Raw genomic sequence first — 24533 nt, forward strand, 5'->3', positions numbered from 1 at the left:
CGCCGGCCCGCTCCCGTGGCGCCGGGGCCCGCCGGCAGTCGGGGCCCCGGCGCCACGGGACGTTCAGTCCAGGTCGCGGCGCATCACCCAGCGATAGCGCTTGTCGCTCTTGGCCTCGGTCCTGCGGACCCGGTGGAAGCCCGCCCGCTCGAACATCTCCATCGTGCCGACGTAGGCGAGCGTCGCGTTCACCCGGCCGCCCTCCGGATCCACGGGGTAACCCTCCACCGCGGGAGCGCCGTTGACCCGCGCGTGTTCCACCGCGCCCTCCAGCAGACGGGACGCGACGCCCTTGCCGCGGAACTCCTTGCGCACGACGAAGCACGTGACGGACCACACCGGCAGGTCGTCGACGGGGGTGATCGTCTTCGACGACGTGAGCCGGTCCAGGTGCTTGCGCGGCGCCACGTTGCACCAGCCGGCCACCTCCCCGTCGAGATAGCCGAGCACTCCGGGGGGCGGATCCCCCGCCTCGACGAGGGAGCCCAGGTGCGCGCCCCGCTCGTCGGCGGTCATCCGCCCGTAGTCGCCGGTGGTCAGCCGCCAGGCCATGCACCAGCAGGTGTGCGCGCTCTTGCGCGGCTGCAGGACCGCTCGCACGTCGTCCCATCGCTCGGCGGTCGCCGGCAGAACTTCCCAACTCATCAGGCTACTTCGCTCTCTTTCCATTGCTGTGCGTGTCCCGCGGTCGCGGGAACGCCCCTCGTCCGGCGACCCTCGCCCATGAGGGACGCCAGGACCCCCGCGGCACGACGGCACGCCTGTCGCCCGACACCCAGATGTGTGACGAGCCGGACCGTCCGTGGACCGGGCGCGGTCACCAGGACCCCCTCCCGGGCCGCCCCGGCCACGACCTCCTCGGCGTCCGGTGTGTCGACGAGGACGACATTGGTCTCCTGCGGACGCACCGCGCATCCGGCGTCCCGCAGCCCCGTCGCGAGCAGGGCCGCGTGGGTGTGGTCCTCGGCCATGCGCTCCAGGTGGTGGTCCAGCGCGTGCAGGCCCGCGGCGGCCAGGATCCCCGACTGCCGCATGCCTCCTCCCAGACCGTGCCGCAACGACCGCGCCCTGGGAAGGCGTTCGGCGGCCGTGAGCAGAACGGAGCCGACCGGGGCGCCGAGCCCCTTCGACAGGCACACCGACAGGGTGTCGGCCACCGGGGCCCCGTACTCCGCGAGCGGCGTTCCGGTCGCGGTGTGCGCGTTCCAGATCCGGGCGCCGTCGATGTGCACCGACGCCCCGGCGCTCGCGGTCAGCCGCCGGATCGCGCGCAGTGTCTCCACGGGGTACACGGTGCCGCCCGCGCGGGTGTGGGTCTGCTCGAGCGCCACCGCGCGGGTGCCGACGGTGTAGGCGTTGCCCGGACGCAGGACGCCCTCCAGCTCCTCGGCCCCGAGCAGTCCCCGCTCACCGGGGACGGTGCGCGTCTGGATCCCGCCGTACCGGGCGGGCGAGCCCTCCTCGTGGGCCAGGATGTGGGCCTCGGCGTCGCAGACGACCTCCTGTCCGGGCGCAGCGAGCAGACGCAGCGCGATCTGGTTGGCCATCACGCCCGACGGGACGAACAGGGCGCCGCCGAAGCCGAACATGCCGGCCAGGCGGTCCTCCAGCGCTCGGGCGGTCGGGTCCTCCCCGAACAGGTCGTCGCCGACCTCGGCGACGGCCATCGCACGGCGCATCGCGGGGGTCGGACGGGTCACGGTGTCGCTGCGCAGATCGACGGGCTCCATGTTCATGACGGCGTGTCAGCTCCTTGTGTGCCTCGCGGTCGCGGTGTCAGCCCGCGGACCGCGGCCCAGTCCAGCAGCGGCCGCACCAGTTCCCAGGTCTCCCGGACGAAGGCTCCGGCGGCGGCCGAACCGAGCGAGGGGCCCGGTCCGAGCCGCCGTCCGGCGTCGATCTTCCGGTGCCGCAGCAGCTCCAGTCGGGGGTGGTCCGCCGGCACGCCCCGTGGCCGGGTGGTGAGCCGGTCCCCGCCGATCGTGAACCCCAGGCCGGTCAGCCGGTCGGTGATCGCGGCCAGTTCCGCGCCGCCGTCCTCCTCCTCGACGGCGGCGCGGTAGCGGGCGACCTCGGCGCCCCCGTACGGGTACCAGCGCCCGGAGGCGTACAGCCCCTCCCGGTCCAGATGCAGCCAGAAGCCCAGCGCGGGCAGCACGTCCAGGTACGCGCCCTGGTACGTCTTGTACGGGGACTTGTCGTGGGACATCCGGGTGTCCCGGACCGGGCCGAGCAGACGCACCCCTCCCGCGTACTCGGCGAAGCGCGCCGACAGTTCGCCGGCCAGCTCCTCCATGGGCGCCCGGACGTCCCGCTCGTACACCGCGCGATGACGAGCCCGCCAGGACTCCTTGGAGTTGTCGGCGGCGAGTGCCTCGTACAGGCGCGGTGCCGAGGGCGGGAAGCCGCTGAACGTCACGACCCGTACCCCGGGAGCGGGTGGCGGGCGCACAGTGCGTCGACGCGTGCCCGCGCCGCCGCGCGCGCCTCGACCGGGAGCACTCCGGAGCCGGCCCGCAGCGCGTCGAGGACGTCCGCGACCAGGTCCGCGCACTCGCCCGCCGCGTTGCGGTCCATGCCGCGTGCCGCCAGGGTGTTGCTGCCCAGCCGCAGTCCGGCGGTGGTCCGCACGGGCGTGGTGTCGCCCGGGACGCGGTTGCGGTTGACGACGATGCCGCAGGACTCCAGGGCCTGCTCGGCGACGTCCCCGGTCAGACCGGCCGGGCGCAGGTCGATGAGCACCATGTGGGTGTCCGTCCCGCCGGTGACCAGGCGCAGGCCGCGTTCGGACAGCCGCTCGGCGATCGCCTGGGCGCCGTCCGCCAGCCGCTTGGCCAGCTCGGCGAACTCGGGCCCCGCCACGAAGTCCAGGGCCCGGGCCTTGGCCGCGATCGACGCGAGGTCCGGAGTGCCCTGGGTGAACGGGAACACCGCGCGGCGCATGGTCGAGGCGAGCGTCCCGCGCTCGGGCCCGGACTTGCCGGCGTCACGGCCGAGCAGGATCAGCCCGCCCCGCGGCCCGTACAGCTGCTTGTAGGTGCTGGTGGTGGTGATGTGGGCGTGGTCGACGGGGCTCGGGTGCAGTCCCGCGGCGACGAGGCCCGCGATGTGGGAGATGTCGGCGAGCAGATAGGCGTTCGTCTCGTCGGCGATCTCCCGGAAGCGGGCGAAGTCGATGCTGCGCGGGTAGGCACTCGCCCCGCAGACGATCAGCTTGGGCCGGTGGGTGAGGGCCAGATCGCGGATCCGGTCGTAGTCCAGCAGCCCCTCGGGGGTGAGCCGGTACCCCACGGCGTTGTAGTAGCGGCCGCTGACCGAGGCGGGTGAGCCGTGCGTGAGATGCCCCCCGCAGTCGAGGTCCAGGCCCAGCAGGGTGTCGCCGGGTGCGAGCAGGGCGGTGAGCACCGCCAGGTTCGCCGACGACCCCGAGTGCGGCTGGACGATGGCGTCCCGCGCCGAGAACGCCGCACGGGCCCGCTCGATCGCCAGCCGCTCGATCTCGTCGGCGACCGAGCAGCCGGCGTGGTAGCGCCCGCCCGGATAGCCCTCGGCGGTGAGATTCCCGAGCGTGCTTCCGCCGCAGGCCAGCACGGACGGGTCGGCGACGCTCGAGGCGGCGACCATCATCAGCGTGTTGTTCTGACGGTCCGCCTCGCGGTTCAGCAGCTCGTACAGGACGGCGTCGGTGCGGCGCAGCCTGGTGGCGGCGTGTCCGGCGAAGGTGATCATGTCGGGTGTCTCCGGCCGCGGACCCGCGGCCGTCGGAGCACCGTACGCGCCCGGGGCGCCCAGCGGCGCGGGCAGGGTGAACGTCATGGCTGTCCCCTCGTGGAGTTCCTGTGGTCGTCGGTCAGGCGCGGGCCGCGGCCCCGGGCACGTCCGGCGTACCGGCGGGGAGATCCGCACCGTCCTCGTCCGGCAGCGCACCGAGGGCCTCCGCCGCGGCCAGAGCCTCGGCGCCGTGCTTCTCGTCGGCGGCGATCCGCGCGGCCAACGTCGCCAGCACGGGGGTGCGGAACACCGTCTTGACGGGCACGGGCACCCCCAGCAGGTCCTGGAGGAGGCCCGCCAGCCGGGTTCCGCTCAGCGAATCGCCGCCCAGCTTGAAGAAGTTGTCGCCGGGGCCGACCCGGTCGAGGCCGAGGATGTCGGCGACGGCCGCGCACAGCACCAGCTCCAGCGCGTCGCCCGGCTCCGCGGCCGCGTCCGCCGCCGCGGAGTCGTCGGCGGCCTGGCGGCTGCCGGCGGTGGAGGCGAGCAGCAACCGGTCCACCTTGCCGTTGCGGGTGAGCGGCAGCTCCTCCAGCACGGTCAGCGCGGAGGGGACCATGTACGCGGGCAGTTGCTCCGAGAGCCGGGCGAGGATCTGCTCTCCCGTGCCCTCCCGGCCGGCGACGACATAGGCGTGCAACCGCCGGACGCCGTGGGCGCTGGCGGGGGCGACCACCACGGCCGCCGCGACGCGCTCGTCCTGCCGCAGCGCCGCCTCGATCTCGCCGAGTTCGATCCGGTGGCCCTGGACCTTCACCTGGAAGTCGTCCCGGCCCAGGATCTCGATGCTTCCGTCCGGGAGGTAGCGCCCCAGATCCCCCGTCAGATAGGCCCGCTCACCGGTGTCCGGCAGTGCCACGAAGCGGCTGCGGGTCAGCTCCTCGTTCTTCAGGTAGCCGAGCGCCAGCCCGACGTCGCTGGCCACGGCCATCTCGCCGACCACGCCCAGCGGGCGCTCGTGGGCGGAGCCGTCCACGATGTAGTACCGCTGGTTGGTGATGGGCTTGCCGTAAGGGATGCTGGACCAGGCCGGGTCGACCTCGCCGATCGGCTGGAACAGCGACCAGCAGATCGTCTCCGTCGGGCCGCCCGAGCCCACCACCTGGACGCGGGGGCTCTGGGCGCGCAACCGGTCCGGCAGGGTCAGCGGGATCCAGTCGCCGGAGAGCACCGAGAGACGCAGGGACTCCAGGGGGCGTCCGCCGCCGCGCCGTTCCCGGACCTCCGCCTCGCCGACGAGGAGTTCCATCAGTACCGGCACGGAGTTCCACAGCGTGACGCGCTCCGCGGACACCAGGTCGGCCCACACGTCCGGCTCGGCGTGCTCGAACGGCGGCGGGACGAGGACGGTGCCTCCTTGCGTCAGCACGCCGAACACGTCGTAGATCGATGCGTCGAAGTGCAGTCCGGAGACGGCCAGCAGCCGGTCGGCGCCGTCCACCCCGAACCGCCGGGCCACGTCGCGGATCAGGTTGACGACACCGATGTGGTCGACCATGACGCCCTTGGGCTCACCCGTCGAACCGGAGGTGAAGATGGTGTACGCCATGTCGGCCGGGGTCTGCGCGACCTCCGGCAGTCCGGCGTCGCCGATCTCGAAGTCCTCGTCGACGCGGTAGCGGTGGGCGTTCGGCGGCCAGCCGATCCGGGAATCCAGCCGGGACTGGGTGAGCACCTTGTCCACTCCGGCGTGGGCCAGGAGCCTGCGCAGGCGCTCGGGAGGCAGGGAGGCGTCGAGCGGCAGATAGGCCGCGCCGGACGCCAGGATCCCGTAGACCGCGGCGTACTGTTCCCAGCCCTTCTCCATCACGACGGCGATCAGCTCGCCCGGCTTCGCGCCGTGCTGCCGCAGTCTGCGGCCGATCCGCCAGGCGTAGGAGGCGAGTTCCGCGTAGCTGAGCCGCCGACCGGCGTCCACGACCGCCTCGGCGTCCGGCGTGCGGGCGGCCTGCTCGGCGAACAGCTCGTGCAGGGTGATGTACGGGATCTGGCCCGCCGTGTCGTTGACCCGGCGGCGCAGCTCGCGTTCGGCGGGGGGGATCAGGTCGAAGCGCCGGCTGCGCAGGCTCTGCGGTTCCTCCACGAGGCGCCGGACGAGGGAGACGTACGCCCCGAACGCGGCCGCGGTGAACCCGGGCGCGAAGGCGCCGTCGACGTAGTCCCAGATGATCCGCAGTTCCCCGCCGAGTTCGCGCAACTGGACGTCGAGGGACACCTGCGGGGTCTGCGAGATCGAATAGACCTCGTGCCCAAGGTCGGTGACCGGGCGGCGGGCCGGGTAGTCCAGCAGGCTGGTGACGACCACCGGCATCCCGGCCTGCGCGCCGGCACCGTGCAGCCGGGTCAGTTCGCGCAGCACCCGGACGCCGTTGAACGCACCGTGCTCCATGTCCCGGCCGAGCTGGTCGCGCAGGGCCCTCGCCCGGTCGAGGAAGGTCGCGCCCGAACCGTCCGCGGCGAGGAGCACGGCGTTGGTGAAGTCCCCCAGCACCGAACCGATGTCCTCGTGCACCCGGGGACGCTCGAAGACCGGGTAGTTCAGGGTGAAGTCGGTCTCCTCCGCCCAGCAGCGGACCACCTCGGCGAACGCGGCGGTGAGCAGTACCGACGGGGAGACCTCCGCCTCCCGCGCCACGTTCCTGAGACGTTCCCAGTCCGCGGGCGACAGCCGGTGCTCGTGCCGTTCGAAGCGGACCCCGGCCCCACCGCCCCCGCCCTTCGGCAGCGAAGGCGCCGGCGGGAGCTCGGGGACCCGCTCCAGCCAGTAGTCACGGGCCGCGCGGAACGCCTCCGTGCCGGGCATCACGTCGGCACGCCAGCGAGCGTAGTCGGCGAACGTGAGGCCGGGCTCGGGCAGTTCGGCCCCGGGGTCCTCGTACAGGTCGATCAGGTCCGGGAAGAGCACCTGGAAGGCGCTGGAGGCGTCCAGCACCTGCAGATCGATGCCCAGATGGACCCGGCCCCGGCTCCCCTCGCCCGGCAGCAGCACCATCCTCAGGTCGAACAGCGGCCAGCTGCCCACCGGGAACACCCGGTGGCTCATCTCCTCGCGCAGTTCGACGAGCCGCTTCTCGGCCTCGTCGACGGTGAGCCCGCGCAGGTCCAGCACCGGTGTCTCGTACGGGGGAGGCTCCGCGAGCACGTGCTGCGCGCCGTCGGAGCGGCCGACGGCACGCAGCATGTCGTGACGGGCGACGACCCGGCGCCAGGCGGCGGCGAACCGCTCCGGATCCAGGTCCTCGCGCTCCCATTCGAAGTACCCGTAGCAGCCGATGCTGCCCAGCTCGACGCCCTCTCCCCGCCCGATCATCAGCGCCTGCTGCGTCTCGGTCATGGGGAAGGGGACGGCGCTGTCGGCGGGGCCGTGCAAGAGCTCGGTCATGGTCCAACTCCACTCGCTCTGAAGGGAATTCATTAGGCCGGGACTGCAGAGGCGTCACCGCTCCGCCGGGCGGAGCGAGGGTAGGCCGCGCCGGTTAGCCACCGGTTACGCCCCCACGGAACCGTCCGGCCGGCGCGCCCTGCGCCCGGTCGTCCGGAAGGGAGAGGGCGAAGAGCCGCACCAGTGGGTGGAACACGTAGCAGGGCCGGCCCCACTCGTCGGCGCCGCTCACCTCCAGCAGCGCCTCGTCCGCCAAGGCCTCCAGCAGCAGCTCGGCCTCCCCCTCGGGCAGCCCCAGCAACCCGGCGGCCCGCACCGCGGGGAACGGCTCCGGGCCCATGCCGCCGAGGTCCGGGAACGCCCGGCGGGCGTCCGGCCGCAGTGCCCGCCAGGAGGCGAGCAGCGCGCCCTGCACGTCCAGGTCGCCCGAGTGGAGTTCCCGCAGCCGCGTGTCGGGGTCCGCCAGCCGCCGGGCGAACCGGTCCGGCGCGTAGTGCGGCCGGGCCGCTATCCGCGTGCCCGCGATGCGCAGCGCCAGCGGCAGCCCCGCGCAGTGCTCCACGATGACCGCCGCCGCACCGGGGGCGGCGGCGATCCGCTCCGGCCCCGCTGCCGCTGCCAGTACCTGGAGCGCCGGTCCGTCCTCCAGTGGATCGAGGGCCACGGTGTGGGCCCCGGCCACGGTGGGTAGCGCGGTGCGTCCCGTGACGAGGACGGCCGGTTCCGGGGTGTTGGGGAGCAGCGGTCCGAGCTGCGCCGCGCTCGCGGCGTTGTCCAGCAGAACGAGCAGCCGCCTGCCGCCGGTGCGCTCCCGGTAGAGACGGACGAGTTCGTCGGTGTCGTCGGCCACGCCCGAGCCGAGGGCGAGCCCCAGTGCCCGCAGCAGCTGCACCAGCACCCCGCCGGCCGGCCGCGCGGTGCCGTCCGGAGCACGCAGGTCGGCGTACAGCTGTCCGTCGGGGAAGTGCCGCTTGCAGCGGTGCGCCGCGTGCACGGCGAGCGCGGTCTTGCCGACGCCGGCCATTCCCGTCACCAGAACCCGGCGGGGCCGGTCCGCCGCGGACGCGTCCGGGGTGAGGGCCCGGGACAGCAGTTCCAGTTCGCGCTCGCGGCCCGTGAAGTCCACCGTGTCCGGGGGCAGTGTGGCGGGCACGCCGTGGGTCTCCCGTTCGCCCTGGCGGCGGCCGCCGGGCTCCGACGCCGCCGGGGCGCCGGCCCGCCGGGGATGCCGCACCAGGGAGCCGTCCAGCAGCGCCCGGTAGGTGGCCTGCAGTTCCTCGCCCGGGTCGACGCCGAGTTCCTCGGCCAGCACCGCGCGGCCGTGGTGGTAGAGGTGGATCGCGTCGGCCTGCCGTCCGCAGCGGCACAGCGCGGTCATCAGCTGGCAGCGGATGCGCTCCCGCAGGGGGAACTCCGCAACGAGGCCGGTGAGTTCGACGGTGATCTCCTCGTGGCGTCCGAGCGCGAGGTCGGCGGCGATCCGGTTCTCCAGGGTGACGGCGCGTGCCTCCGTCAGGCAGGGGGCCTCGGCGGCCGCGAGATGGTCCGTGGTGTTGGCCAGCGGAGGGCCGTTCCAGCGCGCGAGGGCGCCCCGGAGAAGATCTCCCGCCCTTTCGTGATCCTGCGCGGAAAGCGCTTCCCGGCCCTCCCGGTCGAGTTCCTGGAATTCGATCAGATCGAGCGAGGAATTGCCTATGGCCATGGCATATCCGGGTGGCCTGCGGTCGATGAGTATGTCGTCGCCCAGGATTTTCCGCAGCCTCGACACATAGGTGTACAGCTGGGCGCTCGCGGTGGCGGGCGGTGTCCAGCCCCAGAGCAGCCGGCTCAGCCGGTCGTCGGAGACGACCTCCTCGCGGGACATCAGCAACGCTGCCAGCACGGTGTGCAGCTTGGTGCCGGAGAGCGGCACTCTGCTCCCGTGCCGGCGGACCTCGACCGGCCCGAGCACTCGGAATTCCATGGCAGCCCCGTTCGTGATTCACGCGAAGAATCTGGGAACGACGCTAGAGGGGTGCGTTATTTTCTCGATATCGTGTCGGTTTCACGGGGGTCCCGACGCGTGAAATCGGTGGGACAAGGGATCGAAAGGAGGCGTCCCTACTGTCCGTTCGTACCGCAGCAAGCGGCAATGACGGTCCACCGATGAGGGGGAATCGCAATGCGCAGCACTCGGACGGCGAAGCGGGCGACGATGGCCGGTCTGTTCGTACTGGCGGGGCTCATCACGGGCGCCGGCGCCGGACTGGGCTTCACCGGGCACTCCACGACGGTCGCGAACGCCGACGACATGCCCTGGGGCATCGTCGAACCGACGGGGCCGACCGCGGCCTCCGACGACGACATGCCCTGGGGCTGAGTCCCCGAACCCTCCGGGACCGGCTCAGTCGGACCGGTCCGCCAGGAGCAGCCGCAACGTCCCGGGTGTGAAGCATCGTTCCGTCCCGGGGACCGCGGCAGCACCCGCCCCGCCCGGCCCGCCGCGCAGCGCGGCGAGCAGCCTCAAGACCCTTTCCCGCCAGGGCTGGGCCCCGACTTCGCCGAGCGCGGCATGAGCCCGCTCGAACCTCTCCGCCGCTGCCGAGTGCCGGCCGTCCAGCGCCTCCACACAGCCCAGATCGGTCTCCACCCGCGCGTACAGGAAGCGGTCGGACAGTTCCTCAGTGATCTCCAGGGCCTGCCTCAGCGTGCTCTCGGCCGCCGGGAGCAGGCCCTGGCTCCACTGCGTCTCGCCCAGTCCGCGCAGCGCGTGTGCCTCGCCGACCCGGTCGCCCTCCTTGCGGGACAACTGCAGCACCTCGTGGAAGGACTGGGCCGCGTCGTCCAGTTCGCCCGCGCACAGTCGCGCCTCCGCGAGCCGGTAGAGGTTCTGCGTCTCCGCGCGCACCGACCCGGACCGCCGGCTGAGCGCCACCGCCTCCACGGCCAGTGGGAGCGCCTGCCCCACTTGTCCGCGGTCCAGTTCTATCTGCGCCAGATAGCCGAGCAGATGGGCCTGGTTGCGGGTGTCGCGCACCTCGGAGAAGCCCTCCAGCGCGGCCCGGCAGAACTCCAGCGCCCGGTCCCAGTCCCCCTGGAGCCTGGCACACATCGCCAGGTTCCGCTGGGCGAGCGCCGCCCCGTGGACGTCGTCGCTGCCCCGCAGGATTCGCAGAGCGGCCATGTTCCAACCCTCGGCCTGCTCGTAGCGCCGCTGGTAGATGGCGAGCGAGCCCAGCAGGCGCAGCGTCGTGGCCTCGCCCACCCGGTCGCCCACGCGCCGGGCGGAGGACAGGGCCGCGTCGGCGCAACGCTGCCAGTCCTCCAGGTAGTTGCGCGTCTCGAAGTGCGGCACCGCGCTCTCCGTCAGGGCCCACGCGTACCGCGCCCGGCCCGTCTCGGCCGCGTGCGCCACGACGTCCGCGACCGCGGCCCGCTCGGACTCGAACCAGTCCAGCGGCGCGGCAAGCAGTTCGTCCGCCGTTCCCGACAGGAAGGCCGGTGCCCGCTGCGCCGGTCGGCCCACCGGGAAGTCCCGGCCGTCCAGCCGCCGATGTGCCTCCTCCGCGAGCCACAGCCAGGCGGCGAACGCGCGCTCCAGCGCGGCGTCGCACTGCTCCTCCGTCTCGTCGGCCTCGGCACGCTCGCGCGCGAAGAGCTGGAGCAGGTCCTGGAACCGGTACCGGGCGGGCCTGCCCGGTACCGGCTCCACGGCCTCCAGCAACTGGGCGTCCACGAGCTGGTCGAGCAGTTCCTCGGCCCGCCACAGGCTGGTGTCGACCGTCGCGGCCGCGGCCCACGCCGCGAAGTCCGGGGTGCGCAGCAGCCCGAGCCGGCGGTACATCCGGGCCGCCTCCGGAGACAGGTCCCGGTAGGTCAGCCGGAAGCCGGCCCGGACCCCGCCCTCCTCCGGGCTCAGCTCGTCCAGCCGCCGCCGCTGGTCGCGCAGTCGCTCGACCAGCCCGCGCACCGTGAGACCGGGTTTGGCCGCCAGCCGTGCTCCCGCGATCCGCAGCGCCAGCGGCAGGCAGTCGCAGAGCGCGCTCAGCTGCTCGAGCCCCACCGGGTCGCTGCCGAAGCGGTCGGTACCGGCGATCTTGGTGAGCAGTGTGGTGGCCTCGGCGGGCGGGAGGACGCGCAACCTGATCCGCAGAGCCGTGTAGTCGCCGGTCACATCGTCCAGGACCTCGCGCCCGGTGGCCAGGACGACACTTCGGCCGCCGCCCGGGAGCAGGGGCCGCAGTTGGGCGAACGACCGTACGTTGTCCAGGAGGACCAGCATTCTGCGCGTGCTGAGCAGGCTCCGGTACAGCGCCGCACGCTCGTCGAGCTCCTCCGGGATCTGCGGGGCAGGCACCCCGAGCGCGCGGAGGAAGCGGTCGAGCACGGCGGCGGGGGAGACCGGGGGGTTCTCCTCGTCGTAGCCGCGCAGATCGGCGAAGAGCTGACCGTCCGGGAAGCGGTCGGCGGCCTGACTCGCCCAGTGAACGGACAGTGCGGTCTTGCCCACCCCGCCCACACCGACGACCGTGGCCAAGGCGGGGGCGTGGGGGTGGTAGGGCTCCTTGAGCAGCCGGTCGAGCGCGGCCAATTCCTGCTGTCGTCCGGTGAACCGCATGACGTCCGCGGGCAGTTGTGCCGGAACCGTCAGGACGTTGACCGACGCGGGTGGAGCGGTGGCGGGCGGTCGGGACAGCTCGGGCGAGTCGTGCAGGATCAGATCGTGCAACTGCTGCAGCGCGGGCCCCGGTTCGATGCCCAGCTCCTCGTTCAGCAGCCGGCGCCCCAGCCGGAACACCTCCAGGGCCTCGGCGCGCTGTCCGGAGCGGTAGAGGGCCAGCATCAGATGCTCGCGCGACTGCTCCCGCAGGGGGTGCCGTGCCACGAGTTCACCGAGCTCCCCGGTCAGCACCCGGTGTCTGCCCAGCTCCAGCATCAGACCGGCGCGCTCCTCCATCAGATCGAGCCGGAGCTGCTCCAACCTGGCCGCCTCCGCCTCGATCCGCTCGCCCGAGAGCTTGTCCAGCGCCGCCCCCCGCCACTTGCTGAGAGCCTCCTCCAACAGCGCGCAGGCGTCCTCGGCCCGACCGTGGCGCGCGGCGTCACGCCCCTGTTCCGCGTGCTGCAGAAACTCCACGACGTCGATGCGGTGCTCACCGCGGGCGAGTACGTAGCCGGGCGGGGACGTCAGCAGCAGCTCGCTCTCGCCCGCTTCCTTGAAGGTCTTGCGCAGCGTGGCGACGCAGATGGCGATCTGGTTGCGGGCGGTCGCCGGAGGGCTCTCCGGCCACACCGCGTCCACCAGGGTGTCCACGGACACGATCCGGTCGGCGGAGAGAAGCAGCATCGCGAGGACGGTGGACTGGCGTCTGCCTTTGATCCGGACCGGCACCCCGTCTGCCTGAACCAGCAGGGGGCCGAGCATTCTGAAGACTAACTGGTTCAAGAGGTCCCCCCGATGTGCCCCTGTTCAAGGCGCTGACGGTACAATACGGAAGCACTCGAAATCGGCCATCAACAGCCCTTCCGGCAGGGCGATTTCCAGCCCTGGCGGGTGGACCGCGGAGCGTGCGGGCGCGGTGGCCCCACAGGGGCTTCGCGGACTCAGGAACGGGTTTGCGGTGCGACGGCGCAGAGGGCCCGCGACAATTCCCCCAGCATCTCGATGATCTTGCGGAATCCATCCTCGCCACCCAGCTCTCCGCACAGTCGGCGGGTCAGTTCGGCCTGGCCGGGCTCGATTCCGTGCAGGACCGCCCTACCGCCGTCGGTGACCTCGAGCAGTTTGGCGCGCCGGTGTGCCGGGTTGTCCCGGTAGGCTGCCAGTCTCCGGCTCACCAGCACATCGGACGTACGCTGCACGCTCTGTCGGGTGACACCCAGGAGGCGGGCCACCTCGGAGACGGGTCGCGGCCCGGTGCCTATGGCGTTGAGTACCTGCCACTGGGCCGCGCTGAGTCCGTGCGCCAGCGTCAGCCTGTTGAGCTCGGCCGTGAACCTGCCGGTCAGGTGGAGCACCGCGAGTGCGGAGCGGCTGAGCGCGTCGACGCTGGTCACGCCACCACGAGCGTCCTCACAGTACTTGGCGACACGCAAAACGGCCCCCTCCGCAGGAAGTCGACACACTGAGCGTCCGTCGGTCCGCGGCCCCCGATGGTTCCGGCCACATGTTGCCGCACCGTACCGTTGGCCGAACGCAGTGTCCATGATGTGTTCGATTACCGGAATCTCACGCGCCGCTTGTGGTGGCCGCCTCCGCCGAACCTCGGGAACGAAGCAGCGGATCCATGTGGCACCCCGCCGACGGCCGATGCCGTGCGGCCGGCCGGACGGCCGCGGCGGGGAGGCGAGACCGATGCCGCCCGAGTCGCGGTCATCCGGTCGGTGCGAAGCGCGTCGGCACCTCGGTGCGGCCGTCGTCGCGCCGACAGCAGACGCCAGCGGCCCGCTGGTTGATGTGGGCGGCCCACCGGAAGGGACTGCCGGGTGTCTCGTCGGCAGTGCGGGGTCTTCGTAGTCACTGCGGCACAGCCGCATCCCGCCGTGTAGACGCCCGTGCGGATGCCGAACCATCGTGGACGGGGCGGGCGATGCGGCCGACGGACTCGCCGGTGGCCGAGGCGGGTCGCCGGACTTCGCGGTGTGCTGCCGGGTGGGCGGGGCAATCGTGCGCGAAGGGACGGAGGAACCGAGGGACCGAGTACGCCGCCGGGCCGGGTGAGGAGCACCGAGCGCCGAGCCGGGAGCGCGGACGGCCCTGCGGCGGGCTCCGGTCCGCACGGACCTTCCGGGCGCCGCGCCATCGATGAGCGGTGTTTCGGCAGGCGTTCGTTCGGCGGATGGTCGTTCGCCGGGCGGTCGTTTCGGTGCGCGTCATTCCGGTGACCCGCGCGGAAACGAGGCCGGCCCGGTATCCGCCGCGCGAATACCGGGCCTCGGAGCCGGAGGGCCCCCTCAGCGGTGAAAGGCGTCCTTGGTCTTCTCCTTCGCCGCGCGCATATCGCCCTTCGACTGTTCGGCCCGCCCCTCGGCGGTCATCCGTTCGTTGCCGACCGCGCGTCCCAGGGTCTCCTTCACCTTGCCCTTGGCCTGCTCGATCTTGGCCTGGGTCTTCTCGTCCGCAGCCATGACTCTCACTTCCCGGAAGTCGACGACAGGTGCACTGCGTCGACTCACCCGAGCCCGCGCCGTCAAACCCCCCGGTCCGTCCGGGAAAGGACGGCGGAGTGATCGACCGTGCCGCAGGTATGAATTCGCGGAGTGGGGGCAACCGTGGCTTCGGAGGTTGATAAACATGGTTCCGTTGCTGCTGGTTCTCATACTCGCCGCGCTGCTTTTCGGTGCTGGATTCGCTCTCGAAGCGCTCTGGTGGATCGCCGCGATCGTCCTCGTCGTCTGGCTGCTCGGTTTCGTCATCCGGCCGGCCGGGCCCGGTGGCGGCCGGGGACGCTGGTACCGCTGGTAGGTCGGCGCCGCGCCGACTGCCCGAACGCGGGTGCCCCGGGAGGACCTCCCGGGGCACCCGCGTCCCCGTGTCCGGACGGCGCCCGAACGGACCCCGTGGATCAGGAGCGGCGGCGCGGCTTGCCGGGCCGGGCACCCCTGCGCCCGGCGGAAGCGCCGCCGCGCCCTGTTGCAGCACCGCGCCGTCCCCCGGACGCGGTCTTGCCGCCCGCCGCTTCGCGCGCCGGGCGGCCCGAGCGCCGGGCCTTGTCCTTCGGCTGCTCCGCGGGGGAGGTGCGGCGGCCCCGCGTGCTGTTGACGGTCCTCCCGCGGACGACGCCGATGAAGTCGTCCACCAGATCGGTGGTCCGATCCTCGGGCCAGGACAGGGCGACGCCCGACTGAGGGGCGTCGGTGACCGGGCGGTATGTGAGGTCCCTGCGGTGGTGCAGCCGGGCGAGGGACTGGGGGACCACCAGCACACCCACCCCCGCGGCCACGAGCTCGATCGCGTCCGCGGTCGTCGCCGGGCGCTCGATCGCGGGACGTCCGGGGAGGTCCCGCCACTCGAGGGTGTCGTCCAGCGGGTGGAACACGACGTCGTCGGCGAGGTCCTCCAGGGACACCTCGTCGACGGCCGAGATCGCGTGGTCCTTCGGCACGACGACCACCGTCGTCTCCGTGTAGAGGGGGATGGCGCTGAAAACGGCGCGGTCGACGGGCAGTCGCACCACACCGGCGTCGGCGCCCCCGTCGCGCAACAGCCCCGGCGCCTCGGCGGCCGGCACCGCGATGAGGTCCAGTGGGACGTCCGGCAGCCGATCCTGCCAGATCCGCACCCATTTGCCAGGAGTCACGCCGGGTACGTAGGCGAGCCTGAACGAGGGGGGAGCTTCCGAGCCAGTCACCGCTCCAGGTTATCCGGCGTGGTCGGAGCTCGTGCACGCGCTCGATATCCTTGTCCCATGACGTCGCACCACGGCACCCAGACCATGAAGCCCGCCACGGCGGCCAAGAAGCTGGGTGTGTACCTCGAAGCCACCCCTGCGGAGTTCCGGGAGGGCGTCGTCTCGCGCGACGAGCTCAACGCGCTCCAGTCCGACCCGCCCGAGTGGCTCCGCGAGCTGCGGCGCAACGGCCCGCACCCGCGTCCCGTGGTCGCGGCGAAGCTGGGCGTCTCCATCTCCGGCCTGGCCCGCGGCGGTGTGACGGAGCCCCTGACCACGGAGCAGATCGAGGCGCTGAAGCAGGAGGGCCCCGAGTGGCTCCAGCGGGAGCGCGCGACCCAGGCCGAGGTGCGCAAGGAGGCCGTGCGCCTCAGGGAGAAGCGCGCCGAGAAGGACGCCGAGGCCGAGGGGCGTTCCTGACGGCAGGCCCGTGCGCGGGCCGGCCCGCCGGTGACCAGGAGTCCCCGCGCCGGTGATCAGCGGCGTCAATACGTGATCTTCGTCCACGCGATCGTGCCGAGCAGGCCCGTCCCCCGCCGAGGTCGAGGCCGCCTTCCGGCTCCACGGTCTGCCGGCCCGGCGCCCGCGCCCGGGCCGATCCCCACGTACACCCCGCTGCCCCGCAGGGTCGCCGCGTCGACGGCGGAGTAGCGTCAGACGAACACGCTGTGCCCGGCGACGTGGGCGTCGGCGGTGATGTGCGGGACCGGGTTCGCCGCGTCGACGGCGGAGTAGCGCCAGACGGACACGCTGCGTGCCGAGTCCCCGGGGCGCAGCGGGACCGGGTGCGGGCCCGGGTCGTCGAGCCGGGTGATCGGTTCCGTCCCCTTGAGCACGGTCACGTCCATGGGCCGCACGTACCATCTCGCGGACGGTGTCGCCCGAACCGTCCCGTGGACGGCGCGCATGTGCGTCCAGGACGTTGCCGAGGCCGTGGTCAGGTCTCCGCCTTCCTGGCTCTTCGGCCCGGAAGGTCCGTCACACCACCGCAGTGTGACGGCACCGGATCGTGACCGTGCCCCGCGACCCAGATGGGCCTCGGGGCACGGACCCGCCTTGCGCGGACGGCGGTCAGCCGCGACCGGCGCGGCGCCGGCGCGTCACCACGAGGATGCCGGCCCCGGCCGCGACCGCCGCGGCCGCGGCGCCCGCGATCACGGGCGTGGCGCTGGATCCGCCGGTCTCCGCGAGGGGCGGCGTGCTCGGCTCGGGCGCGGGCGGCGCCTCGGAGCTGGGCGGCTCCGAGCTCGGGGTGTCCGAGGGCTCCGGCTCCTCCGGGGTCCCGGAGGGTTCCGGCGTCCCGGAGGGTTCCGGCGTCTCGCAGACGGGCGCGCTCTTGGTCTCGTCGTGCGAGAACCGGTCGCCGTCGCCGGCCTTCACCACGAGCCGCACCTCGACCTCGGCCTTGTGCTCGGGCAGCTGCAGCGTCTTGCTGAACTCGCGCCCGAACGCCTCGGTGGGCAGCAGGTCCTTGCCGTCGACGGTGACCGTCACCGTGTTGGTGACGTTGGGGCTGTACGCCTTGAGGTCGACCGTGACCTCGGAGCAGGTCACCGTCCAGACGGGCGTATGGGCCGACGCCGGAGCGGCGCTCAGGCCCACTCCGACCAGCCCGAAGGCAGCGCCGGCCATAAGAGCGCCCGAGCGCTTCCACGCACGGGTGGGTGCATTCATCAATCCTCCATGGAGGTCCGAACACCTGGTCTGATGGCAGCGCACAGTACTCCTCCCGCGAACCAGTGTTCACTCCGCCCCCGATAACGACTTGGTCCCATCACCCCACCGGGCGGGGGGCGTTGGCGCCGGCGCTACCCGTCCCTACGCCGTCCTGCTGCCGGCGCCGGGGCGCTGCCCCCGTCCGTCCGGTGCTGCGAGCGACCGGGGCGGCCCGGGGTGGACGGGAGCGTTCGCCCCTGCGCGATGTCGCAGTCCTCGCACTTCCGGGCGTGATCCCTTTCGGCCCGCCCTCGCCGCTGGAGGTCCTCGGCCGCGCCCGGCTGCCCTGCGGCGGGCCGCTTCGGCACCACGGCGGGCTCCGCACCGGATGACGGGCCGGGCGTCCGCGGCCGTGCCCCTTTCCGAAGCCGTCGCCGGCCGCATGGCCCGGCCCCCTGCCGGGCCTGAGGGAGGATGCGGCCGGAGGAGCCCGCGCCGCCGCTGCGCCCGTACGGGGTCGCCCAACTCTCGCGCCGACGGAGAGGTCCGGTGCCGGGCTTCGAGCCGCGTCGGAAAGATCGCCGATGGTCCGAATTGCCCCGATTGGTCGATATCCGTCAGGCTTGTACTGGCAGGACGGGAGTGGACCCGTGTGGACGTGGCAGGAGCAGGCCGCGAGGCTTCCGCGGCACGGCGCCGGAGCAGGCGCGGGGCCGACGGCGCCGATGGCGCCCGACGGACCATGGGCCGGCCGGACCGCCGGACGCGGCAACCAACCGTGCCGTACGGCCGGCGCGGCGCCGCCCCCGCGCACCCGTGTGCCCGTCCCCACCGACCTGAGCATCCGCCTCCCGACCTGTGAACCGCGCGTCGTGCGACGAAGGAGAACCTCATGGCCAAGGCAGTCGGAATCGACCTGGGGACCACCAACTCGGTGATCGCGGCTTGGGAGGGTGGAGAGGCCGCAGTCCTCCCGAATTCCGAGGGCAGCCGCACGACCCCCTCCGTCGTCGCCTTCACCGACACCGGGGAACGGCTCGTCGGCCAGTTGGCACGCCGCCAGGCGATTCTCAACCCCAAGGGGACGATCTACTCGGCCAAACGCTTCATCGGCCGCCGCTACGACGAGATTTCCGACGAGGCCAAGGCCGTCGCGTTCGACGTCGTTCCGGACGAGCACGGCAACGCGCGCTTCGACGTGCGGGGCAAGCTGTACTCGCCGGAGGAGATCAGCGCGCTGGTGCTGCGCAAACTGGCCGACGACGCGGGCAAGCAGCTGGGGGAGCGGGTGACCGAGGCGGTCATCACCGTTCCCGCGTACTTCAACGACGCCCAGCGCCAGGCCACCAAGGACGCCGGGCGGATCGCCGGCCTGGAAGTGCTCCGCATCATCAACGAGCCGACCGCCGCGGCCCTCGCCTACGGCCTGGACAAGAAGGGCCACGAGACGGTGCTGGTGTTCGACCTCGGCGGCGGCACGTTCGACGTGAGCCTGCTCGATGTCGGGGACGGCGTGGTCGAGGTACGGTCCACCGCCGGTGACAGCCACCTCGGCGGCGACGACTTCGACCGGCGCCTGGTCGACCACCTGGCCGACAAGTTCCAGCAGGAAGACGGCATCGACCTGCGCCAGGATCCCCAGGCACTGCAGCGGCTGTTCGAGGCAGCGGAGAAGGCCAAGGTCGAACTGAGCTCCGTGACCCAGACACAGGTCAGCCTGCCGTTCGTCACCGCCGACGCGGCCGGCCCCAAGCACCTGACGGAAACCGTCATGCGGTCCACGTTCGAGCAGATCACCGCGGACCTCGTCGAGCGGACCCTGGAGCCCGTCAAGCAGGCCATGGCGGACGCCAAGGTCACCGGGAACGACATCGACGAGGTCATCCTCGTCGGCGGGTCCACCCGCATCCCGGCCGTGCAGGCCCTCGTCCGCCGGCTGACGGGCGGCAAGGAGCCGAACATGAGCGTCAACCCCGACGAGGTCGTGGCCCTGGGCGCCGCGATCCAGGCGGGCGTGCTCAAGGGCGAGGTCAAGGACGTCCTGCTGCTCGACGTGACCCCGCTGTCGCTGGGCGTGGAGACCCGCGGCGGTGTGATGACCAGGCTCGTCGAACGGAACACGACCGTCCCCGTCCGCCGTACGCAGACGTTCTCCACCGCCGAGGACAACCAGCCGGCCGTCGACGTCGTCGCCCTCCAGGGCGAGCGGGAGATGGCCGCCGACAACCGTGTCCTCGGGCGCTTCCAGCTGAAGGACATCCGGCCGGCCCCCCGGGGCGAGCCGCAGATCGAGGTCACCTTCGACGTGGACGCCAACGGCATCCTGAACGTCACCGCGCGCGACAAGAACACGGGAGCCGAGCAGGGCATCACCATCAGCGAGGGCTCCAACCTCGACCAGGGCGAGGTGGAGCGGATGGTCCAGGAGGCCGAGCGCCACCGCGGCGAGGACCACGCGCTGCGCGAGGCCGTCGACGCACGCAACGAACTGGACGCCGTGGCCTACCAGGTCGAGCGCGCACTCCAGGACCTGGGAGACGCCGCGCCCCCGCACGAGAAGGCGAGGGCGGAGATCCTGGTCGGCGACGCCCGGCAGGCCGTGCGGGAGGAGGCGCCGGTCGACCGGGTCAGGTCACTGACGTCCGAACTCCAGCAGGTCCACGCCTCGTTGTCCGCCCACCGGGCCGGTGCCGCCGCCGGTGCCGCGCCGGGCGCGCCGGGAGCGAGGGCCGAAGCCGGTGCGTCGGTCGGTGCCGGAGGGTCCGACGACGACGTGATCGACGCCGAGTTCGACAAGGGCTGAGACGGTACATGACCACCGACGACGTACCCGTTCCGCCGGAGGAGCCCGGCCGGGCACCGGCCGCGGAGGGACAGCCGGACGTCGGGGAACCCACCGCGGAACTCGACGAGGTCCGGGACCGCTGGCGGCGCTCCCTCGCGGATCTGGACAACCTCCGCAAGCGTCATGCGCGGGAGCTGCAGCGCGAACGGAGCGACGAAAGGGCCCGCACGTCCGCGGCCTGGCTGCCCGTGGTCGACAACCTGGAACTCGCCCTCCAGCACGCTGGATCCGACCAGTCCGCCGTGCTGGAGGGAGTCAGGGCCGTGCGCGATCTGGCCGTCGACGTCCTCCGGGGACTCGGGTACCCCCGCTACGAGGAGACGGGAGTGCCGTTCGACCCGGCCCGGCACGAGGTGGTCGGCCTCGTCGACGACCCCGGGGCCGAACCCAACACCGTGGTCCGGGTCCAGCGGCCCGGCTACGGCGAGGGCGACCGGCAACTGCGTCCCGCGGCCGTCGTGGTGAACAAGCGGCAGGAGTGACGCCCATGGCGCGTGACTACTACGACGTGCTCGGGGTCGGCCGCGGCGCCGGTTCCGACGAGATCCAGGCGGCCTTCCGCAAGCTGGCCCGCAGGCACCACCCCGACGTCAACAAGGACCCGCAGGCCGAGGAGCGGTTCAGGGAGGTCAACGAGGCGTACGGCGTGCTGTCCGACCCCGACACGCGCCGCCGCTACGACCGGTTCGGCGAGCACTTCCGGGACGTCCCGGAGGACTACGACGAGCGTGTCGCGGCCGCCGCGGGTGCCCGGGGCGGTCGCGGAGGGTACGCATGGTCCGGCGCCCCGGGCGGCGACGGCCGCCGGGTCCGCTTCGTGTCCGACTTCGGGGACGGCCACGAGGGCCACGAGGGCGGCGCGGGCGTGGACTTCGAGGACCTGCTCGGCGGGCTGTTCGGGCGCGGCGGGACCAGGGCCAGGGGGCCCGTGCCCGGCGCGGACCAGGAGGCGGAGCTCCCGCTCGGCGTCGAAGAGGCCTACCACGGTGGCAGACGCGGCATCACCCTCTCCGGACCGGACGGTCCGCGGACCTACGACGTGGCCGTTCCCCGCGGGGTCGTCGAGGGCCAGCGCATCCGGCTGGCCGGGGAGGGCGGCCGGGGGAGCGGTGGCGGCCCGTCGGGCGACCTGTTCCTGCGTGTGCGGATCACACCGGACTCGCGGTTCCGGCTGGAGGGCCGTGACATCCACGTGGTCCTCCCGGTCACCCCCTGGGAGGCCGCCCTCGGTGCCACCGTGCCCGTTCCCACCCCCGGCGGCACGGCGAAGGTCACCGTGCCGGGCGGTTCGTCCGGCGGCCGCAGACTGCGGCTGCGCGGCGAGGGGATGCCCAACCCCCGCGGCGGCGACGGGGACCTCTACGCGGAGGTCCGGATCATGGTGCCGACGAAACTCTCCGAACGCGAACGCGAACTGTTCGGCCAACTCGCCGCCGACTCCACCTTCGACCCGAGGAACCCAGGATGACCCACGACCCCCGGTCTTCCGGGCGGGCCCCCGGACACCGCCCGGCGACACCACCGGCCCGGCAGCCGGGCGTGAACGTCGTCGTACGGCGCTACGCGATGGATCCGGTCCCCCGGCTGGACCTGGACGCCGTCGCACGCAGCGCCTCCCTCCACCCCGAGGTCGTCCGGCGGTTCGTCGCGCTCGGCCTGATCGACGCGACCCGCGGCGCCGACGGGCGGCTGTGGTTCGACCGGAGCGCCCCCTCCGCACTGGCCCGCATCCAACGCCTACGGGCCGGGCTGCACCTCGACTACGCCTCCCTCGGTCTGGTGCTCGATCTGCTCGACCGGATCAGCGAACTGGAGGACGCACTGAGGCGCAGCAACGCCGGCACCAGGAGTGATGAATCGTGGATATGAACCGGCTGACCCAGAAGTCGCAGGAAGCCCTGGGGGAGGCACAGACGATCGCCGGACGGCTCGACCAGACCGAGGTCGACGGCGAGCATCTGCTGCTCGCCCTCATCGACCAGCCTGAGGGCCTGGTGCCCCGGCTGCTCGACCGGACGGACGTCGACACCCAGGGGCTGCGCGGGGCCGTGACGGAGTCGCTGGCCCGCCGACCCAGGGTGACCGGCCCCGGAGCCCGGCCCGGCCAGGTGTTCATCACCCAGCGGCTCGCGCAGGTGCTGGACACCGCCGAGCGGGAGGCCAAGCGGCTCAAGGACGAGTACGTCTCCGTCGAGCACCTCGTCCTCGCCCTCGTGGACGAGGGGTCGAGGACCTCCGCGGGCCGGTTGCTCAAGGAGTTCGGCGTCACGGAGGAGTCGTTCCTCGACGCCCTCACGCAGATCCGCGGGCACCAGCGCGTCACCTCCGCCACACCCGAGGGTTCGTACGAGGCACTCGAGAAGTACGGCCGGGACCTGGTCGCCGAGGCCCGCGGCGGAAGGACGGACCCGGTGATCGGCCGCGACGCGGAGATCCGCCGCGTCATCCAGATCCTGAGCCGGAAGACCAAGAACAACCCCGTCCTGATCGGCGAACCGGGCGTCGGCAAGACGGCGATCGTGGAGGGGCTGGCCCAGCGGATCGTACGCGGGGACGTGCCCGACGGGCTGCGCGACCGGACGATCTTCGCCCTGGACATGAGCCTGCTGGTCGCGGGCGCCAAGTACCGGGGTGAGTTCGAGGAACGGCTGCAGGCGGTGCTCGGCGAGGTCAAAGGCGCCGAGGGGCGGATCCTGCTCTTCGTCGACGAACTGCACACCGTCGTCGGCGCGGGCGGCGGCCCCGAGGGGGCCATGGACGCCGGGAACATGCTCAAACCGATGCTGGCACGCGGTGAACTCCACATGATCGGCGCCACCACCCTCGTCGAGTACCGCAAGTACGTCGAGTCCGACGCCGCCCTCGAACGCCGTTTCCAGCAGGTGGTCGTGGACGAGCCCAGCGTCGAGGACACCATCTCCATCCTTCGCGGACTGCGCGAACGCCTGGAGGTCTTCCACGGAGTGAAGATCCAGGACACCGCGCTCGTCGCCGCGGCCACCCTCAGCCACCGCTACATCTCCGACCGGTTCCTGCCGGACAAGGCGATCGACCTCGTGGACGAGGCCTGCGCCCGGCTGCGGACGGAGATCGACTCGATGCCGGCCGAACTCGACGAGATCACCCGCCGGGTGACCCGGCTGGAGATCGAGGAGGCGGCGCTCGACACGGAGACCGAACCCGCCAGCCGCAAGCGCCTCGAGGAACTCCGGCGCGAACTGGCCGACCTGCGCGCCGAGGCCGACGCCATGCACGCCAAGTGGGAGGCCGAGCGCCAGGCCATCAGACGGGTGCAGGAACTGCGCCAGGACCTGGAGCAGGCACGGCAGGACGCCGAGGAGGCCGAACGGAACTACGACCTCAACCGCGCCGCGGAACTCCGCTACGGCAGGATCACCGAACTGGAGAGGCGGCTCGCGGCCGAGGAGGACTCCCTCGCCGCCAAGCAGGGCGAGAACCGGCTGCTGCACGAGGTCGTCACCGAGGACGAGATCGCCGAGATCGTCGCCGCATGGACCGGGATCCCCGTCACCCGGCTCCAGGAGAGCGAACGCGAGAAGCTGCTGCGGCTCGACGAGATCCTCGCCGAGCACGTCGTGGGGCAGGGCGAGGCGGTCAGACTCGTCACCGACGCGATCATCCGGGCCCGTTCCGGCATCCGGGACCCGCGGCGGCCGATCGGCTCGTTCGTCTTCCTCGGCCCGACCGGCGTGGGCAAGACCGAGCTCGCCAAGGCGCTGGCGGCGGCGCTGTTCGACAGCGAGGAGAGCCTGATCCGCCTGGACATGAGCGAGTACCAGGAACGGCACACCGTCAGCAGGCTGGTCGGCGCGCCCCCGGGATACGTCGGCTACGAGGAGGGCGGCCAGCTCACCGAGGCCGTCCGCCGCAAGCCGTACTCGGTCGTCCTGTTCGACGAGATCGAGAAGGCGCACGCCGACGTCTTCAACACCCTGCTGCAGGTACTCGACGACGGCCGGATCACCGACGCCCAGGGCCGCACGGTCGACTTCCGCAACACCGTCGTCATCATGACCTCCAACATCGGGTCGACGTACCTGCTCGACGGCGTCACCGCCGACGGCGAGATCAAGCCCGAGACCCGGGCCCTGGTCATGGGCGATCTGCAGGCGCACTTCCGGCCGGAGTTCCTCAACCGCATCGACGACGTCGTACTGTTCAAGCCCCTCGGCATGGCACAGATCAAGCAGATCGTCGACCTCCAGTTCGACGATCTGCGCCGGCGGCTCGCGGAGCGCCGGATCACCCTGGAACTCACCGACGCCGCCCGCGAGCACATCGCCGAGCAGGGCTTCGACCCCGTGTACGGTGCCCGGCCGCTGCGCCGCTACCTCTCGCACGAGGTCGAGACCCTGGTCGGCCGTGCACTGATCCGCGGTGACGTCCGGGACGATTCCACGGTCCGCGTCGGCGAGCAGGACGGCGAACTCCTCGTGACCTACGACGACGCGCCAAGCCACCCGCGACCCGTGCGGGAGGCCGCGTGAGC

The 24533-nt window shown here is 72.5% G+C and carries 20 protein-coding genes; 8 read left to right on the forward strand and 12 right to left on the reverse strand.

Going from position 1 to position 24533, the window contains the following annotated elements:
• Positions 1-63: 63 nt before the first annotated feature.
• The 6 genes from O7595_RS30135 to O7595_RS30160 all read right to left on the reverse strand — a co-directional run bounded on the left by O7595_RS30135 (position 64) and on the right by O7595_RS30160 (position 9116).
• Positions 64-645, reverse strand: coding sequence for a GNAT family N-acetyltransferase (locus O7595_RS30135; protein WP_269731731.1), 582 nt, complete (start codon positions 643-645; stop codon positions 64-66).
• Positions 645-1736, reverse strand: coding sequence for a threonine aldolase family protein (locus O7595_RS30140; RefSeq protein WP_269731732.1), 1092 nt, complete (start codon positions 1734-1736; stop codon positions 645-647). The genes O7595_RS30135 and O7595_RS30140 overlap by 1 nt, the downstream gene beginning before the upstream one ends.
• On the reverse strand, positions 1733-2419 hold the full coding sequence (locus tag O7595_RS30145) for a DUF2461 domain-containing protein (RefSeq protein WP_269731733.1): 687 nt from the start codon (positions 2417-2419) through the stop codon (positions 1733-1735). The genes O7595_RS30140 and O7595_RS30145 overlap by 4 nt, the downstream gene beginning before the upstream one ends.
• Complete coding sequence (gene glyA / locus O7595_RS30150; protein ID WP_443071763.1) at positions 2416-3816, reverse strand: serine hydroxymethyltransferase; 1401 nt, start codon at positions 3814-3816, stop codon at positions 2416-2418. Before glyA ends, O7595_RS30145 begins: the two co-directional genes overlap by 4 nt.
• A gap of 34 nt (positions 3817-3850) precedes the next feature.
• Complete coding sequence (locus O7595_RS30155) at positions 3851-7153, reverse strand: non-ribosomal peptide synthetase (RefSeq protein WP_269731734.1); 3303 nt, start codon at positions 7151-7153, stop codon at positions 3851-3853.
• 94 nt (positions 7154-7247) lie between these two features.
• Positions 7248-9116, reverse strand: a complete 1869-nt coding sequence (locus tag O7595_RS30160; RefSeq protein ID WP_269731735.1) for an AfsR/SARP family transcriptional regulator — start codon at positions 9114-9116, stop codon at positions 7248-7250.
• 198 nt (positions 9117-9314) lie between these two features.
• Here O7595_RS30160 and O7595_RS30165 point away from each other — a divergent pair, with 198 nt between their 5' ends.
• Complete coding sequence (locus O7595_RS30165) at positions 9315-9512, forward strand: hypothetical protein (protein ID WP_269731736.1); 198 nt, start codon at positions 9315-9317, stop codon at positions 9510-9512.
• Positions 9513-9536: 24 nt separating this feature from the next.
• On the opposite strand, the gene O7595_RS30170 is transcribed toward O7595_RS30165, so the two are convergent.
• The 3 genes from O7595_RS30170 to O7595_RS30180 form a co-directional block, all read right to left on the reverse strand.
• A complete protein-coding gene (locus O7595_RS30170) occupies positions 9537-12557 on the reverse strand; it encodes an AfsR/SARP family transcriptional regulator (protein WP_269731737.1) in 3021 nt (1006 codons plus the stop codon).
• Positions 12558-12736: 179 nt separating this feature from the next.
• A complete protein-coding gene (locus O7595_RS30175) occupies positions 12737-13189 on the reverse strand; it encodes a MarR family winged helix-turn-helix transcriptional regulator (protein ID WP_269731738.1) in 453 nt (150 codons plus the stop codon).
• 897 nt (positions 13190-14086) lie between these two features.
• Positions 14087-14260, reverse strand: coding sequence for a CsbD family protein (locus tag O7595_RS30180; RefSeq protein ID WP_269731739.1), 174 nt, complete (start codon positions 14258-14260; stop codon positions 14087-14089).
• Between the two features lie 166 nt (positions 14261-14426).
• Here O7595_RS30180 and O7595_RS30185 point away from each other — a divergent pair, with 166 nt between their 5' ends.
• Positions 14427-14597: a hydrophobic protein gene (locus O7595_RS30185; RefSeq protein WP_109294168.1), complete on the forward strand. Its 171-nt coding sequence runs from the start codon at positions 14427-14429 to the stop codon at positions 14595-14597.
• A 100-nt stretch (positions 14598-14697) separates the two neighbouring features.
• On the opposite strand, the gene O7595_RS30190 is transcribed toward O7595_RS30185, so the two are convergent.
• Positions 14698-15483 carry a LysR substrate-binding domain-containing protein gene (locus O7595_RS30190; protein WP_269731740.1) on the reverse strand — a complete coding sequence of 262 codons (786 nt, stop codon included), beginning with the start codon at positions 15481-15483 and terminating at the stop codon, positions 14698-14700.
• Between the two features lie 57 nt (positions 15484-15540).
• Here O7595_RS30190 and O7595_RS30195 point away from each other — a divergent pair, with 57 nt between their 5' ends.
• On the forward strand, positions 15541-15942 hold the full coding sequence (locus O7595_RS30195) for a DUF5997 family protein (protein WP_269731741.1): 402 nt from the start codon (positions 15541-15543) through the stop codon (positions 15940-15942).
• Positions 15943-16175: 233 nt separating this feature from the next.
• Here O7595_RS30195 and O7595_RS30200 read toward each other — a convergent pair whose 3' ends face one another.
• The gene (locus tag O7595_RS30200) at positions 16176-16370 is read right to left on the reverse strand and encodes a hypothetical protein (RefSeq protein ID WP_269731742.1); all 195 of its coding nucleotides are present in this window, start codon (positions 16368-16370) and stop codon (positions 16176-16178) included.
• A 223-nt stretch (positions 16371-16593) separates the two neighbouring features.
• Complete coding sequence (locus O7595_RS30205; protein ID WP_269731743.1) at positions 16594-17196, reverse strand: LAETG motif-containing sortase-dependent surface protein; 603 nt, start codon at positions 17194-17196, stop codon at positions 16594-16596.
• An 874-nt stretch (positions 17197-18070) separates the two neighbouring features.
• On the opposite strand from O7595_RS30205, the gene dnaK reads away from it, so the two are divergent.
• Genes dnaK through clpB form a run of 5 tightly spaced genes read left to right on the forward strand, consistent with a single transcriptional unit; the run spans position 18071 to position 24531 of the window.
• Positions 18071-19981, forward strand: coding sequence for a molecular chaperone DnaK (gene dnaK / locus O7595_RS30210; RefSeq protein ID WP_269731744.1), 1911 nt, complete (start codon positions 18071-18073; stop codon positions 19979-19981).
• Between the two features lie 8 nt (positions 19982-19989).
• Positions 19990-20505, forward strand: a complete 516-nt coding sequence (locus O7595_RS30215; RefSeq protein ID WP_269731745.1) for a nucleotide exchange factor GrpE — start codon at positions 19990-19992, stop codon at positions 20503-20505.
• Between the two features lie 5 nt (positions 20506-20510).
• A complete protein-coding gene (locus O7595_RS30220; RefSeq protein WP_269731746.1) occupies positions 20511-21491 on the forward strand; it encodes a DnaJ C-terminal domain-containing protein in 981 nt (326 codons plus the stop codon).
• Positions 21488-21892 (forward strand): chaperone modulator CbpM, encoded by a 405-nt coding sequence (locus tag O7595_RS30225; RefSeq protein ID WP_269731747.1) that lies wholly within the window; start codon positions 21488-21490, stop codon positions 21890-21892. The genes O7595_RS30220 and O7595_RS30225 overlap by 4 nt, the downstream gene beginning before the upstream one ends.
• Positions 21883-24531, forward strand: a complete 2649-nt coding sequence (gene clpB / locus O7595_RS30230; RefSeq protein WP_269731748.1) for an ATP-dependent chaperone ClpB — start codon at positions 21883-21885, stop codon at positions 24529-24531. The genes O7595_RS30225 and clpB overlap by 10 nt, the downstream gene beginning before the upstream one ends.
• Positions 24532-24533 lie beyond the last annotated feature (2 nt).

Origin of the sequence: Streptomyces sp. WMMC940 (genome assembly GCF_027460265.1) — a bacterium.
In the GTDB taxonomy this organism is placed as follows: Bacteria; Actinomycetota; Actinomycetes; order Streptomycetales; family Streptomycetaceae; genus Streptomyces.

Excerpts from the sequence above, each read along its gene's own strand:
- O7595_RS30180 (WP_269731739.1), bottom strand. The coding sequence starts at position 14,260 with ATGGCTGCGGACGAGAAGACCCAGGCCAAGATCGAGCAGGCCAAGGGC.
- glyA (WP_443071763.1), bottom strand. The coding sequence starts at position 3,816 with ATGACGTTCACCCTGCCCGCGCCGCTGGGCGCCCCGGGCGCGTACGGT.
- O7595_RS30205 (WP_269731743.1), bottom strand. The coding sequence starts at position 17,196 with ATGAATGCACCCACCCGTGCGTGGAAGCGCTCGGGCGCTCTTATGGCC.
- O7595_RS30200 (WP_269731742.1), bottom strand. The coding sequence starts at position 16,370 with ATGGACGTGACCGTGCTCAAGGGGACGGAACCGATCACCCGGCTCGAC.
- O7595_RS30140 (WP_269731732.1), bottom strand. The coding sequence starts at position 1,736 with ATGAACATGGAGCCCGTCGATCTGCGCAGCGACACCGTGACCCGTCCG.
- O7595_RS30165 (WP_269731736.1), top strand. The coding sequence starts at position 9,315 with ATGCGCAGCACTCGGACGGCGAAGCGGGCGACGATGGCCGGTCTGTTC.
- O7595_RS30160 (WP_269731735.1), bottom strand. The coding sequence starts at position 9,116 with ATGGAATTCCGAGTGCTCGGGCCGGTCGAGGTCCGCCGGCACGGGAGC.
- O7595_RS30155 (WP_269731734.1), bottom strand. The coding sequence starts at position 7,153 with ATGACCGAGCTCTTGCACGGCCCCGCCGACAGCGCCGTCCCCTTCCCC.
- O7595_RS30220 (WP_269731746.1), top strand. The coding sequence starts at position 20,511 with ATGGCGCGTGACTACTACGACGTGCTCGGGGTCGGCCGCGGCGCCGGT.
- O7595_RS30215 (WP_269731745.1), top strand. The coding sequence starts at position 19,990 with ATGACCACCGACGACGTACCCGTTCCGCCGGAGGAGCCCGGCCGGGCA.
- dnaK (WP_269731744.1), top strand. The coding sequence starts at position 18,071 with ATGGCCAAGGCAGTCGGAATCGACCTGGGGACCACCAACTCGGTGATC.
- O7595_RS30135 (WP_269731731.1), bottom strand. The coding sequence starts at position 645 with ATGAGTTGGGAAGTTCTGCCGGCGACCGCCGAGCGATGGGACGACGTG.
- O7595_RS30185 (WP_109294168.1), top strand. The coding sequence starts at position 14,427 with ATGGTTCCGTTGCTGCTGGTTCTCATACTCGCCGCGCTGCTTTTCGGT.
- O7595_RS30195 (WP_269731741.1), top strand. The coding sequence starts at position 15,541 with ATGACGTCGCACCACGGCACCCAGACCATGAAGCCCGCCACGGCGGCC.
- O7595_RS30170 (WP_269731737.1), bottom strand. The coding sequence starts at position 12,557 with ATGCTCGGCCCCCTGCTGGTTCAGGCAGACGGGGTGCCGGTCCGGATC.
- O7595_RS30225 (WP_269731747.1), top strand. The coding sequence starts at position 21,488 with ATGACCCACGACCCCCGGTCTTCCGGGCGGGCCCCCGGACACCGCCCG.